Here is a 15,044-nt window from a genome sequence, read left to right as displayed (position 1 = left end):
AGAAGCCCTTGCCCTCCTGCTGACCGACCTCTATCCCGAGAACGAAAAGGAGATTGTTGAAAAAGTTGTCGCTGGGCTTAAGGAGCAGGCCTACGTCGGTGAGTGGCATCACCGGAAGGCCGACGGGGCGATCATCTCGATCGTTGCGAGGTCGCACGACATCGATTACTGGGGACAGGATGCCCGTATTGTCGTCCTCTCCGATGTGACGGCGATGAAGTTGATGGAGGCGGAGCTTCGAAACGTCAACGAAACTCTTGACCGGAAAGTGCGCGAGCGGACGGCCGAACTCGAGCGGAAGAACGTCGAACTTGAGGCCGCCAACCGCGCCAAGTCGGTCTTCCTGGCCAACATGAGCCACGAAATCCGAACGCCGCTCAACGCAATCCTGGGATTCAGCCAGATCGTACTGCACGATCCGAACCTGTCGCCGGAGAGCCGGCACAACCTCCAAACCGTCAGTCGTTCGGGGGAGCATCTGCTGACCCTGATCAACGAAGTGCTCGACATGGCCAAGATCGAATCGGGGCGCACGGTCCTGGAACTGGCACCTTTTGACCTGCCGGGCCTCTTCGCGGATGTGACCGACATGTTTACTCCCCGCGCCGAGGCAAAGGATCTGCACCTTAAGCGCGAGTTGCATCAGGGCATGCTGCGCTATGTGGAGGGGGATGCCGGCAAACTGCGCCAGATAATCATCAACCTCCTTGGGAACGCCCTCAAGTTCACCGAGAAGGGGGGGATCTTCCTGCGGGCCACTACCTGTCAGCGGGATGACCGCACCTGGCTCGAGGTGGAGGTCGAGGACACCGGCCCCGGTATCGCGCCGGAGGACCTGCAGCGCGTCTTTGATGCCTTCGAGCAGTCCGAGATCGGCAAAAGATCCCAAAGCGGCACAGGGCTGGGGCTCTCCATCAGCCGTGAATACGCCCGGTTCATGGGCGGGGATTTGACCGTAACGAGTGAGCCGGGCCATGGCTCCTCTTTCCACCTTGCCCTGCCGATCAACGAGGCGGCGCACCCCCCTGAGGAGCCATCCGTGGGGCGCAAGCGCCGCATAGTGCGGCTCAAGCCGGGGCAGCATCCCTGGCGGGTGCTGGTGGTGGACGACCGCGACACCAACCGGGAGATTCTGGTGAAGATGCTTGCCCCGCTGGGGTTCACCATGATCGAGGCGCAAGACGGACAGGCCGGCCTGGAGGCCTTTGTGGCCCAGGCTCCGCACCTGGTCCTGATGGACGTGGTCATGCCGGTCATGGACGGCCGCGAGGCGATCAGGCGCATCCGTGCCCTTCCCGAAGGACGGGGTGTGCCGATCATTGCCGTTTCGGCCAGCGTGTTCGAGGAACAGATGCGGGAGATCATCCAGGCCGGCGCCAGCGATTATCTGCGTAAACCTCTGAGGGAAGATGATTTGTTCGAAAAGGTAGCCCGTCTTCTCCCGGCCGAATTCGAGTACGAGGGTGGGGAGGCTCCTTCAACTTTGCCGGAGGGCGAGCCCCTGTCGGCGGAGGGGATGGCCGAAGCAATGGCGCTCTTGCCGGAAGCCGTACGCGCGGATTTACTCGGCGCAGCCAGGCAGTTGGACAAGGGACGTATCATGGCGGTGATCAATCGCCTGGATGGGAAGACGCCGGGCGTTGCCGACCGTATCCGCTCACTTGCGGAGGCCTATCGTTTTGACCTGTTGGAAGACGCGCTTGTGCAAGCACCATCTGTCAAGGGAGAAAAGGGATGACTTCTGATCGGTCCGGCGCCAATAACCGGACGGGGCGTCGATTTCATGGGGGCGTTCTCGCGATCGTGCTGACAGGTCTCTTCTTGACCGTCGTGCTGTTCTGGCTGGTCCGGGAGGCTGAACTCGACTCATTCCGCACCCGCCTGGAGAGCGATGCCTCCCAGCGGACCGAAACCATCATCAACAAGATAGATGACAGCCTGCTTGTTGTCACGGCGTTGCGCAACTATTTTGCGGCATCCGAACGGGTAACGCGCGAAGAATTCGCCACCTTCTCAAAACCTTTTCTGGAGGAGCGCGACGAGATCAAGGCCCTTTCCTGGGATCCCCTCATTCCCCGGGCCCAAAGGGGGGATTTTGAAGATCTCGGGGGTAAAGGCCTGGCCGAAGAGTTCTTCGTCTATGAGCGAGACAGTAAAGGAAACCGTCTTCCTGCGGGAAATCGGGATTTCTATTATCCGGTCTGGTATATCGAGCCCATGGGCGAAAACATGAAGGCGATCGGCTTTGACGTGGGATCGAATCCTATCAGGCTCGCGGCATTGGAGCGGGCAAGGGATACCGGCAAGGCGGCGGCTACCGAACGGATCACGCTGGTGCAAAGTGGTGAACCCAAGTACAGTGTGCTGGTGTTCAATCCGCTCTTCGCCAAAGGGCTCCCAGCCACGACCGTGGCGGAGCGGCGGACGGCACTTCAGGGTTTTACCGTGGCGGTTATCAACATCGAAAGACTCCTCTTTGCGGCGCTTGGCAAGTCCGGGGCGCTCGGCCTTCCCTTTGACCTGGTCGATCTTTCCGCTCCCAAGGAGCGGCAACTCCTCTATCACTGGCCCCCCCGGGTTACGGGGGGCGGCTCATGGCGGGCCCATCTCGTTCCGGAGGCTCCCGCTGTCATGAGGGAATTCTACTTTTGCGGGCGCGAATGGGGGGTGAACCTCACACCGAGCCGGGAGTACATGGCTCGGAACTATCCTTTTGCCTACTGGACTCTCCTCCCTGCGGGAGCGTTTTTGAGCCTGCTGCTGGGACTCTATTTCCATACCCTGTATGCAAAGCGACAGGAACTGGAGGTACAGGTCCTTGAGCGTACCGCGGAACTGCGGTCAAGCGAGAAGGACCTCCGGGAGATGAATGTCCACCTGGAGGAGCGGGTCATCGACCGGACCAAGCAACTGGAAGCGGCCATGCAGGCGCTCTCCCTCTCCAAGGAGCAGGCAGAGGCGGCTAACCGGGCCAAGAGCATCTTTCTTGCCAACATGAGCCATGAGATCCGTACTCCCTTGAACGCGATCCTCGGCTTCAGCCAGATTGCCATGCGCGATCCGGCTCTTTCCCAGGAAAACCGGCATAACCTGCAGATTGTCAACCGCTCGGGAGAACAGCTCCTGGCCCTGATCAACGACGTGATCGAGGTGGCCAAGATCGGGGCGGGGCGTATCTCCCTGGAAAAAACCGCCTTTGACCTGCCGGCCCTGATTGCCCATGTGATCGAGGAGTTCATTCCCAAGGCCGCTGCCAGGAAGTTGCAGCTGATTCACGAATCTGATGGCGCCATGGCGCGCTACGTGACAGGGGATGCGGAAAAAATCGGTCATATCCTCGCCAACCTGATCGACAACGCCCTGAAATTCACCGAGGACGGGGGCGTTTCCCTGCGCAGCCGCACCACTTACCGTGACGGACAGGATTGGCTTGAGGTTGAGGTCGAGGACAGCGGGCAAGGCATAGCGCCCGAGGATATGGAGCGGATCTTCGATGCCTTCGAGCAGGCGGAGGGTGGCCAGATGAATCAGGGGGGGACCGGGCTGGGGCTGACCATCTGCCGGGAATACGCCCGCCTGATGGGTGGAGATCTGGGCGTCATCAGTGAACTCGGCCACGGTTCCTGTTTTCATCTGGCCATACCGGTCCTGAAGGCCACGGATGCCTCCCTCCCCCAATCTTCTGAGCCTCCGATCCGCATCATGCGGCTCAAGCCGGGCCAGCCTCCCTGCCGGATACTGGTGGTGGATGACCGCGATACCAACCGGGAAATCCTGGTAAAGATGCTCGCCCCGCTTGGGTGTATCATGATCGAGGCAGTTAACGGCCTGGCCGGGCTGGAGGCGTTCGTGGCCCAAAAACCGCACCTGGTGCTGATGGACGTGGTCATGCCGGTAATGGACGGGCGTGAAGCCACCCGCCGCATCCGCGCCCTTCCGGAGGGGGAACAGGTGCCCATCATCGCCGTGTCGGCCTCCGTGTTGGAGGATCAGTTCCAGGAGGTCATGGCGGCGGGCGCCAGCGACTTCCTGCGCAAGCCGCTGCGGGAAGAGGAAGTGTATGCAAAGGTGGTGAAGTGCCTTCCCTTCGAGTTCGAGTATGCTGAAGAGGGGGAAGGAGAAACTGCCGTCACCGTGACGACTCCGGCCGAACTCGCCCATGAGCTTGCCCAGCTGCCGCAGGAGCTGTGCGAAGAGTTGGTCACGGCTGCCAGGGGGCTCGACAAGACCGGCCTGCTGGAGTTGATGGCGCCTTTCGCGGAAAGTGCCCCGGGGGTGGCGGAGCGGTTGCGGACCCTTGCCGACAGCTATCGCTTCGACCTGATAGAGGAGATGTTCGGGCAAAGGCAGCCGGCTCCGGAGCCGGAGGGAGAGCACCATGACTGAAAGCAAGGGAACGGTTCTCATTGTGGACGATACCCCGGCGAATCTCCAGTTGCTCGAGTCGATCCTCCAGGAACAAGGTTACGCCGTGCGCGCCGCCATCAGCGGCCAGATGGCGCTCAAGGCGGTGCGGATTCAGGCGCCGGACCTCGTCCTTCTCGATATCAACATGCCGGAAATGAATGGTTTCGAGGTCTGCCATGCGCTCAAAGCCGACCCGGCCAGCGTGAGCATTCCGGTCATTTTCGTATCGGCCGCCGTGGATACCGCCGACAAGCTGCGCGCCTTCGAAGAGGGGGGGGTGGACTACGTCACCAAACCTTTCCAGCCGCTGGAGGTGCTGGCCCGCGTGGCGACCCACCTGGAGCTGAAACGTCACCGGGTGAATCTTGAGGAGATGGTCCAGGAGAGGACCCGGGAGTTGCTCCTCACCCGGGATGCCGTCATTTACGGCCTCGGCATCCTGGCTGAATACCGGGATCCGGAAACCGGGTTGCACATCAAGCGCACCCAGCTCTATGTGAAGCTCCTGGCGGAGCAGCTGAAACATCATCCGCGTTTTCAGGGGTATTTCGACGATACGACCATCCTCCTGCTGTACCACTCCGCGCCACTGCACGATATCGGCAAGGTCGGTGTCCCGGACCATATCCTGCTCAAGCCGGGACCGCTCACGGAGCCCGAATTCGAGCAGATGAAGCGGCACACCACCTACGGGCGTGAGGTCATCGACCGCATCACGGCCGGTATGCATATCGACACGGCGTCGTCATTTCTGAGGCTTGCGGGCGAATGTGCCTACAGCCACCACGAGTGGTGGGACGGCAGGGGCTATTACGGCATGCGGGGTGAAGAGATCCCCCCTGCCGGGCGCCTGATGGCGCTGGCCGATGTCTACGATGCATTGACCAGCGAGCGGGTCTATAAACCGGCATTCAGTCATGAGCGCACCCTGGAGATCATCACCGCGGGAGACGGCCGGACCGGTCCCGAGCAGTTCGACCCCGCCGTACTGCAGGCTTTTGTCGAGTTGAAGGATACCTTCGCAAAGATATCGAATGCCTATAGAGACGAGGATGTGCGGTCGCAAAGCGGAGAACCCCATGGCTGAAATCAGAGGAACGATCCTGGTCGTCGATGATAACCCGGCCAATCTTCAGCTTCTTGAATCGATCCTCCAGGAAAGGGGGTACACGGTGCGCGCCGCCATCAGCGGCGAGATGGCGCTCAAGGCGGTTCGGCATCAGCCGCCCGATATCATCCTGCTCGATATCAACATGCCGTCCATGAACGGTTACGAGGTCTGCCGCGCACTCAAGTCCGACCCGCTCTCGGCCGGGATCCCGGTGATCTTCGTATCGGCGGCAGTCGATACGGCGGACAAACTGCGGGCCTTTGAAGAGGGGGGGGTGGACTACGTGACCAAGCCCTTTCAGCCGCTGGAGGTGCTGGCGCGGGTGGAGACCCATCTCGCCCTGTCCCGTGTCCGCAGTGAGCTGGAGGGTAAAAACAGGGAGCTTGAAAAGGCCATGCGCGATCTCAGGCTGGCCCAGACGCAGCTCGTGCAGTCCGAAAAGATGGCTGCCCTGGGCCTGTTGACTGCCGGAATCGCCCATGAGCTCAACAACCCCCTCAATTTCATCGCCGCCAGCGTCCAGGCGCTGAAAAAAACCGTGGCGCCGGTCGACGAGCTGATGGCCCTTTGCCAGCAACTGCCGCAGGCGCCCGTGTCCGATGTCGTCGAACGCATTGCCGGCTGGAGCAGTGAACATCAGCCCGCCGAACTGCGCGAGACCATGAACGAGCTGGTGGATAACGCCTGCTTGGGCGCCAACCGGGCCGCCGAGATCGTCACCGGGCTGCGGGTCTTCTCCCGCCTGGACGAGGCCGAGAAGAAGAGCGCCAACCTGCATGAATGCCTCGATGCGGCCCTGATGCTCCTGCACAGCCGCTACCGGGATCGGATCGGCATCGAGCGGCGCTACGGCGAGCTACCCCCTTGGCTGTGCCAGCCGGGCAAGCTCAACCAGGTCTTCCTGAATCTGCTCGCCAACGCGGTCGATGCGATCTTCGCCAAGCCCGGGCCGGGAGCCGACGAGGTCATCCGTGTCGCCACCCGCCTGGAAGAGCGCCAGGGCCGCATTTGCGCGGTGGTGGAGATCTCCGATACGGGAACCGGGATGACGGAGGAGGTGAAGGCGCGCCTGTTTCAGCCCTTTTTCACCACCAAGGAGGTGGGCAAGGGGGTCGGCCTGGGGCTGGCCATTGCCCACGGCATCGTCCGCGACCATGGCGGCAGCATCGAGGTGGAGAGCGAAGCGGGCCACGGCAGCCTGTTTCGGGTGGTGCTGCCGCAGGTCGACGCATGATCGAGGATACCAAAGTGAGCAAGGAACTAGCGGACAGCAGACCGAAACTCCTCTATGTGGATGACGAGCGCGCCAACCTGGTGGCATTCCGCGCCCTTTTGCGCGACACCTACGATGTGCTGATCACGGAAAAAGCGGACGAGGCGTTCCAGTTCCTGGCGCGTTACGATATCCCCCTGATCGTCGCCGACCAGCGTATGCCCGGTATGACCGGGACGGAATTGCTGGAAAAAGTGGCGGTTGAATATCCCGATACCGCACGCATGATCCTGACCGGCTATTCCGACATCGATGCGGTGATCACCGCCATAAATCGCAGCAGGATCTACTACTATTTCAAAAAACCGTGGAACGAGACGGAGGTCCGCCTGACCCTGGCCAATGCGCTTGAATCGATCTTGATGCGCCGTCAATTGGTCGAAAGCGAGCGCCGCTTCCGGGGCACCTTTGAACAGGCGGGGCTCGGTATCGCGCATCTTGAATTGAAGGGTCTGATCTTGCGGGCGAATGTCCCCTTGCAGGATTTCCTCGGAGTGGCGGAAGCCGAACTGGTGGGGAAACCTCTGGAAAGATGGTTCACCCGGTTCGACGCGGAGGAAGTGATACGGATCGCCGGCGGGCAGGGGGGCACCGTGGTGCGGGAAGCCTCCGTGTCGACACCGCACGGGGAGCGCTGGAGCCGCCTCACCTCGTCCGTTTCGCTCGACGGCAAGGGACATCCCGACTATCTGATCGCTCTCGTGGACGACCTCACCGAACGCAGGGAGGCCGAGGATGCGCTGCACCTGGCAAAGGAGGCCGCCGAGGTGGCCAACCGGGCCAAGAGCCAGTTCCTTGCCAACATGAGCCACGAACTGCGCACACCGATGACCGGCGTCCTCGGCATGCTCGATCTCGCCCTGGTCGGCAACCTCGAAGCGGAGCAGCGGGAATTTATCGAAACAGCCCGAACCTCGGCCCGTTCCCTGCTCCGTATCCTCAACGACATCCTTGATCTGTCAAAAATCGAGATGGGCAAGCTCACGATAGAAGAAAAACCTTTCTCTATACGGGAGTGCGTGGAAGGTACGTACAACATCCTTGTTTCCGTCACGAAGAACAAGGGACTCGATTTCCGTTTCACGGTTTCAGACGATGTGCCGCAGACCCTGATCGGCGACCAGGCACGGCTCAGCCAGGTCCTGACGAACCTGGCCGGCAATGCGGTGAAGTTCACCAAAAAAGGAAAGGTGGAGATCCGGGTCTCCGCGGGCTGCAGCGCATCCGGCGGTAAGCGGAACTTTACCTTCACCGTTGACGATACGGGTATCGGCATTCCCGACGACAAGAAGGAACTCCTCTTTCGCCACTTCAGTCAGGTGGACGAATCGCATTCCCGCAGGTACGGCGGAACCGGCCTGGGGCTGGCCATCAGCAGGGAAATCGTGGAACGCATGGGAGGGGAAATCAGTTTCACGAGTGAAGAGGGGGTGGGAAGCACCTTCACTTTCACCATCCCCTTGGCAAAAGGCCCGGATGGGGGCGCCCCCTCCGCGGCCGAAACCCTGTCGACTGAAACTGCACCTTATGCCCCGGAGGAAGAAGGGGGTCGGCGTCTCCTTCTTGCCGAAGACGATGCGACCATCCGCGAATTTCTCGGACGGATGCTCAGGATGGAGAACTACGCTGTCGATTTCGCCGAAAACGGCAGGACTGCGGTCGAAATGTGGGAAAAGGGAGGATACGATCTGGTGCTGATGGATGTCCAGATGCCGGCGCTCAACGGCTTTGAGGCGACCAGAATCATCCGGGAGAAGGAGCGTGAACGAGGCATCCACACCCCCATAGTCGCCATGACGGCCTACGCCTCCGAGGAGGACAAGCAACAATGTCTTGCCGCCGGCATGGATGCCTTTATCCCCAAACCGATCGACTTCGAGAAGAGTTTACAGGTGATAGGGGAAATCCTCAAAAACCGGCCAGGGGTTCAGGAGCAAGAGCCCCCTGAAGGTGAGTAGATAAAAGAAGGGCAGAAATATCGGCTGCCTACGTCAAACCAAAGTCTTTAAATGTGCCTGGAAAACGAGGGGGGACTGCGGCGGCCCCAGCCGCCGCTTTTGGGCGGCGCCTTAGACAAAGAGCGGAACGCTGGCACCCAGCCCATGGACTACGCTGGTAAAGGCATCCCTGTTTTCCAGCTTGGCGGCGCCGAACCGCTCTTCGAAAAGGTTCCGGATAAACGGGATTCGCGAGGTTCCTCCGGTGAGGAAGACGGTATCGATCTTCCCGTGCGTGACCCCGGATCTGGCGATGACTTCATCGATGCAGTGGGCAATTTGACCGACATTGTTGGCGTTGATCGCTTCGAACTCTTCCTTGCTTATCTCTTCGTTGATCGTGAGATCCCTTTCCTTGAAGGCGACTTCCGTCAAGTCAACCTGCGACAGTTCACACTTAGCTTTCTCGATGCATCGGAAGAGGAAGAAGCCGTAGTTGTCACTGATCAGGTGCTCCAGGTTCTCGATGGACTTCCTGTCAGTGGCCGCATTCTTGATGAGCCTGATCTGTTCCCTGGTCTTCCTCGCCCTGAGCAGCGGAATCCTGTGCCACTGGCAGAGGGTGTATATGATGCTGTGCGGGATGTCGAACAGTTCGTCCTTCCCCATCCCCTTGTATTTGACCCCGCGGCCGAAATACTTGGCGATCTTTTCCCACATGATCTGCGAATCGAACTTGTCACCGGCGGTGTAGACGCCCCCCAGAGAGAGGACGTCGCTGCGCCGGTCCGACCGGGCGAAGTCGCCGCCTTTGACCTTTATCACCGTGAAATCGGAAGTGCCTCCGCCGAAGTCACCGATCAAGACCACCTTTTCAGCACCTGCAGCGAGTGATTCCTCGTAGGAAAGCGCCGCTGCCACCGGCTCGAACTGGAAGAATATATTCCTGAAACCGGCCTTCTGCGCCGCCTTCTCGAGCCGGCTCTGCGCCAGGGCATCCTTCTCGGGATCCTCCGAAAAGACTACCGGACGTCCCAGGACCACGGTGTCCACGGTGCAGCCGACCAGCGCTTCGCCCTTCGCCTTGATCTTCCGGAGGATGATGGCGACCAGATCCTCTATCAGATACTTTTTGCCGAAGACCTCTGTCCCCTCGAAACTCCTGTTCGGCAAGAAGTTCTTTATGGACTGCATGAACCGCCCGGCTGCGCCTTCGTTGACGTAGTTGTTGATGGCCTCCTGCCCCGCAAAGATCTCATCGTCCTCGTTGAAGTAGAGGACCGAGCGCATGAGCGAGGCGTTGCCGTTGAATTCATCGATGTTGGCGATTTCGACCTTGCCGTTTCTGTAAATGGAAAGAGCCGAGTTGGTGGTGCCGAAGTCTATACCGAATACTATCTGCATGATACTCCTGAATAAAAACAGCAAGGGCGGGTGTCAAGACACCCGCCCCTGCCAAGGGAAGTGAAAGTGATGCGTCACGGATTTGAGCGTTGTTGCCAGCTACATTAGGAAATGCCAAGCAGGTGGTGTGGCGAAGGATGATCCGGTGCTGAGGGATACGTTCTGTTTAGCAGAAAGGGGAGGGGCGATGCAAGCTCTTATATCCGGCGAAAGCTGTCGAGTTGCCTCAAGCTCTCCTGCAAAGCCTCACCCCCAGGCAAATCGCGGGGCGCTACTGCCCCCCCCCCTGCCTTTCGGTCCTCCGCTGGTATAACCGTTCCGCATACCTCGATATACAAATCTGTATGAACCATCCCCGTGCGGGACGAGTATAATCACAGATGAAACGGAGTCGCCGCAGAGAAGCCCTCTCCTTAAAAACGCTTCAGGGCGACGGCCGAATCACTGGCAGCTATTCCGGAAAGAAAGGAGATCGCAATCATGGCAACGAATATAGGAAAAGGCGGACCAAGTTCGCGGCTGTTAACTCCACAGAATTCGATGGTGCTCCTCATAGACCACCAGCCCCAGATGGCGTTTGCATCACATTCCATTGACGTGCAACTCCTGGTCAACAACGTAACCGGCCTGGCTAAATCCGCCAGGATCTTCAACGTGCCGACTGTCCTTACCACCGTCGCCGCGAAGAGCTTCAGCGGCCCCATATTTTCAAATGTCCAGGAGGTCTTCCCCGAGTACAACCCTATCGATCGGACGACCATGAATTCATGGGAAGATCCGAAGGTTGTGGAAGCAGTCAGGCAGACGGATCGAAGGAAACTGGTGATGGCCGCCCTTTGGACCGAGGTCTGCCTGGCGACGGCGGCACTTTCCGCTCTCGATGACGGTTTCGAGGTCTACATCGTTACCGACGCCTCGGCCGGGGTCACCGTCGAGGCACATGAAATGGCCGTACAGAGAATGATCCAAGCCGGTGCGGTGCCGGTAACGTGGTTGCAGGTGCTGCTCGAGTGGCAGCGCGACTGGGCTCGCCAGGAAACCTACAATGCCGTGATGAGCGTGGCGAAAGAGCACGCGGGCGGCTACGGTCTGGGTATCAACTACGCCAAGGCGATGCTTGGAGAACATGCCAGCGAAGCACAGAAGGAATTGGGGAAATAGCCACGGTATCCAGTAGCTGACCGGAAAGGGGGCAGCGAAATCTCGCCCCCTTTGCATTGATCGGGTGCTAAATGAGCGACAACTCGAAACCCCGGTGCTCCGAGCAGGTTGCGGTGCTGACGCTTCGTACTGCGAAACCGGGGCTCGAACAGCAATTCGAATCCGCATTGCACGATTTCATCGCGGCGTCTTTTGAGACCGAGGGGCAACTGGGGGTGCATGTTGTCCGACCTGCCGCGGGAAGCCCCTCCCGTGAATATGGGATCGTGCGCAGATTCAGCAACGCGGAGGCTCGCGACCGTTTTTACCAGTCAGCAATTTTCAAGCAGTGGGAGCAAAAGATTGCGAAGTTGACGGAAGGCGGGCCGGTGCGCCAGGAGTTGACGGGACTTGAAGCCTGGTTCTCTCTCCCCGGGCGAGCGGGGGCGACTCAACCGCCTCGTTGGAAGATGGCTATCGTTACTGCATTGGGAGTTTGGCCGGTGAGTATGTTGGTGCCCTGGCTGTTGCACCCGGTGGTGGGGACCTTCCACCCTTGGCTGCAGTCCTTGTGCATGGCAGTGGGGATCGTAATCATATTGACGTGGGCAGTCATGCCGGCGCTGGTGAAGATCCTGAGGTCGTGGCTGCACTAGCAACACGGGAGGAAATCCCATGAGCATACCTGAATTGATTATCCACAACGGGAAGATTTCAACGCTAGACGAGACTAATCCGGAAGTAACTGCCGTCGCCATGACTGGCGGACGGATCACCGCAGTTGGCGGCGAGGAACTCATCAACAGTGGCAGTGACACGACGAAAAGGATCGATCTGAAAGGTCGCCGTGTCATCCCCGGTCTCAACGATTCCCACATTCATGTCATCCGGGGCGGGCTCAATTACAACATGGAGCTTCGTTGGGACGGCGTGCCCTCACTGGCTGATGCACTCGCCATGTTGCGGGAGCAGGCCAGACGCACGCCTTCTCCTCAGTGGGTACGGGTTATCGGTGGCTGGACGGAGTTCCAGTTCGCCGAGCGTCGCATGCCGACTCTTGAAGAAATCAACGCGGCGGCACCCGATACGCCGGTCTTCGTCCTGCACCTGTATGACCGGGCCATCGTGAACCGCGCAGCGCTGCGGGTCATGGGGTATGACCGGGAGACGCCGAACCCGCCCGGAGCGGAGATTCAGCGGGACAAAACGGGAAACCCGACCGGCCTCCTGATAGCCAAGCCGAACGCCATGCTCCTCTACGCCAGCCTGGCTAAGGGCCCCACACTCCCCTTCGAAGACCAGGTTAACTCAACCCGCCACTTCATGCGCGAACTGAACCGGCTCGGGCTGACCAGCGCCATCGACGCAGGTGGCGGGTTCCAGAACTATCCCGACGACTACAAGGTGATCGAGGAATTGGCAGCCAACGGTGAGCTTACCCTGCGCATCGCGTACAACCTGTTCACTCAGCACCCGAAGGGCGAACGCGACGATTTCGCTAAGTGGCTGCAGATGACCTCGCCAGGCAAGGGAAACGACTTCTTCCGCATGAATGGAGCAGGGGAGATGCTGGTCTTCTCTGCTGCCGATTTCGAGGATTTCCTCGAGCCGCGGCCGGACCTGGTGCCGGTTATGGAGCGGGAGCTTTCTCAGGTTATCAGCCTGCTGGTTGAGAACCGCTGGCCCTTCCGTCTTCATGCAACCTATGACGAATCCATCTCCCGATTCCTCGATGTCTTCGAAGGTGTCAACCGCGCCATTCCCTTCGATGGCCTGCGCTGGTTCTTCGACCACGCGGAGACGATCACCCCGGGAAACCTGGAGCGGGTGAAAGCCCTGGGCGGCGGCATTGCCATTCAGGACCGGATGGCCTTCCAGGGGGAATACTTCAGGGAGATGTACGGCAAGGAGGCTACCGAGCACTCTCCACCCTTCAAAAGGATAATGGAGATGGGGATTCCCATCGGTGTCGGTACCGATGCGACCAGGGTGGCCAGTTACAACCCGTGGGTCTCGCTGTACTGGCTCGTCGCCGGCCGGACCGTCGGCGGATTGCGGCTTTACCCTGAGGACAACTGTCTCGACCGGCTCACTGCGCTGCGCTTGTACACCGTCGGAAGCTCCTGGTTCTCCGGAGAGGAGGGGAAGAAGGGAATGATCGTCCCGGGGCAACTCGCCGACCTGGCGGTCCTCTCGTCGGACTACCTTACCGTTCCGGAAGAGGAGATTCGCGGAATCGAGTCGGTGCTGACGGTGGTGGGCGGGAACATCGTCTACGCGGGGGGAGCGTTCGGCGGCCTGGCACCGCCACCTCTGCCGGTAACTCCTGACTGGTCGCCGGTTGGCCGGTATGGCGGTTACCACAGTGCCTCAACGACTGGAACCCTTGCCCATTCGGAATGCGCCTGCCACAGCCACAGGCGGGTATGGTCACCGAAGGACTCCAGGCTGTGGGGGATCGGCTGCGACTGCTTCGCTTTCTGAACGAGGGAGGTGAAATGATCAGGTCATGCCTGCTGACAGTGGCCGCTTGTGGTGTGATGATGCTGTGCGGCAGCGGGGCGGAAGGTCAGGATTCGAAGCCTTCCGCCCCGAAGTATCTGCTAAACCGTGCGGATGAGGATTACACCTTTTTGCATGACAAAAACAGGCGCACGGATTTTTGGGATCCGGTGAAGTACCTCCCGTTCAACGATTTGGGGAACTGGTATCTCTCCTTCGGTGGCGAAGCACGGGAACGGTACGAGTACTTCAACAATTTCAACTGGGGATCCGGGCCGCAGGATGACGATGGCTACTTCCTCCAGCGCTACTTTCTTCATGGCGATCTGCATCTCGGAGATAATGCCCGCCTCTTCAGCCAGTTCCAGAGCAGCCTGGAGAACGGTCGCCGCGGAGGGCCGCGTCCCACCGATAAGGATGAACTCGATCTGCACCAGGCCTTTCTCGACCTGAAGCTCGGGGGCGGGGAGGGTGACAGCATTACCCTGCGGTCGGGACGACAGGAACTCTCTTATGGCTCCCAGCGTCTCGTCTCAGTCCGGGAAGGCCCCAATGTTCGCCAGAGCTTCGACGGCTTTCGGGCGATGTACCGTAACGATGAGTTAAAGGTCGATGCCTTTGCCACGAAGCCGGTGCAGACCAAGCGCTACGTCTTTGATGACGGGCCTGATAATAGTCAGGCTCTGTGGGGAGCATACTCGGTATTCCCCCTGCCGCTCCTGTCTCAAGGCAACCTGGACTTTTACTACCTGGGGGCGTATCGCGGCCACATCAGGTTCGACCAGGGATCTGCCCATGAAACGCGGCACTCCATCGGGACACGGATATGGCGGGAGGAAAAACCGGTCGATTATAATTTAGAGCTCGTCTACCAGTGGGGAAGTTTCGGAAACGCAGCCATCCGGGCCTGGACCGCCGCTTCGGACACAGGATACACGAGCGAGGATCTGCCTCTCCGTCCGCGCTTCGGAGTCAGGGCGGATATCGCCAGCGGCGATAAAGATCCCAACAGTCCCGAGCTCCAGACCTTCGACCCCCTCTTCCCCAAAGGTGCGTATTTCAGCGAAAACGGGCTCATCGGGCCGGCCAACTTTATCAACGTCAACCCCTCCCTCGAGTTACATTTCCACAACCATCTCACTGTCACGGTCAACTGGGATTTCTTCTGGCGGGAAAGTACGCACGATGGGATCTACAACAATGCAGTCGCCCTGGTCAGGTCCGGCAGGAACAGCAATGCTCGATACATAGGGAGTCAGCCGCAGGGAGT

At 59.8% G+C, this 15,044-nt stretch carries 10 protein-coding genes; 9 read left to right on the top strand and 1 reads right to left on the bottom strand.

Annotated elements, in window-relative coordinates; genetic code table 11:
* The 5 genes from AC11W3_RS18945 to AC11W3_RS18925 form a co-directional block, all read left to right on the top strand.
* The coding region (locus AC11W3_RS18945) for an ATP-binding protein (protein ID WP_484093541.1) at positions 1-1,738 on the top strand (1,738 nt) is incomplete at its 5' end.
* Positions 1,735-4,386 carry a CHASE domain-containing protein gene (locus tag AC11W3_RS18940; RefSeq protein WP_484093540.1) on the top strand — a complete coding sequence of 884 codons (2,652 nt, stop codon included), beginning with the start codon at positions 1,735-1,737 and terminating at the stop codon, positions 4,384-4,386. The genes AC11W3_RS18945 and AC11W3_RS18940, both read left to right, overlap by 4 nt.
* A complete protein-coding gene (locus AC11W3_RS18935) occupies positions 4,379-5,494 on the top strand; it encodes a response regulator (RefSeq protein ID WP_484091880.1) in 1,116 nt (371 codons plus the stop codon). Before AC11W3_RS18940 ends, AC11W3_RS18935 begins: the two co-directional genes overlap by 8 nt.
* On the top strand, positions 5,487-6,752 hold the full coding sequence (locus AC11W3_RS18930; RefSeq protein WP_484091879.1) for a sensor histidine kinase: 1,266 nt from the start codon (positions 5,487-5,489) through the stop codon (positions 6,750-6,752). The genes AC11W3_RS18935 and AC11W3_RS18930 overlap by 8 nt, the downstream gene beginning before the upstream one ends.
* Positions 6,753-6,766: 14 nt before the next feature.
* Positions 6,767-8,749 (top strand): hybrid sensor histidine kinase/response regulator, encoded by a 1,983-nt coding sequence (locus AC11W3_RS18925; RefSeq protein ID WP_484091878.1) that lies wholly within the window; start codon positions 6,767-6,769, stop codon positions 8,747-8,749.
* A gap of 111 nt (positions 8,750-8,860) precedes the next feature.
* Here AC11W3_RS18925 and AC11W3_RS18920 read toward each other — a convergent pair whose 3' ends face one another.
* Positions 8,861-10,132 (bottom strand): Hsp70 family protein, encoded by a 1,272-nt coding sequence (locus AC11W3_RS18920; protein ID WP_484091877.1) that lies wholly within the window; start codon positions 10,130-10,132, stop codon positions 8,861-8,863.
* Positions 10,133-10,612: 480 nt separating this feature from the next.
* Between AC11W3_RS18920 and AC11W3_RS18915 the strand changes: the two genes are divergently transcribed.
* From AC11W3_RS18915 to AC11W3_RS18900, 4 genes are all read left to right on the top strand, one after another.
* Positions 10,613-11,293 carry a hydrolase gene (locus tag AC11W3_RS18915; RefSeq protein WP_484091876.1) on the top strand — a complete coding sequence of 227 codons (681 nt, stop codon included), beginning with the start codon at positions 10,613-10,615 and terminating at the stop codon, positions 11,291-11,293.
* Between the two features lie 71 nt (positions 11,294-11,364).
* On the top strand, positions 11,365-11,928 hold the full coding sequence (locus AC11W3_RS18910; RefSeq protein WP_484091875.1) for an antibiotic biosynthesis monooxygenase: 564 nt from the start codon (positions 11,365-11,367) through the stop codon (positions 11,926-11,928).
* A 19-nt stretch (positions 11,929-11,947) separates the two neighbouring features.
* The gene (locus tag AC11W3_RS18905; protein WP_484091874.1) at positions 11,948-13,756 is read left to right on the top strand and encodes an amidohydrolase; all 1,809 of its coding nucleotides are present in this window, start codon (positions 11,948-11,950) and stop codon (positions 13,754-13,756) included.
* A 14-nt stretch (positions 13,757-13,770) separates the two neighbouring features.
* On the top strand, positions 13,771-15,044 hold a 1,274-nt coding region (locus tag AC11W3_RS18900; RefSeq protein WP_484093539.1), incomplete at its 3' end, for an alginate export family protein.

It is taken from the genome of Geomonas sp., from assembly GCF_056994735.1.
This window is presented reverse-complemented; position numbering and strand designations above follow the sequence as displayed.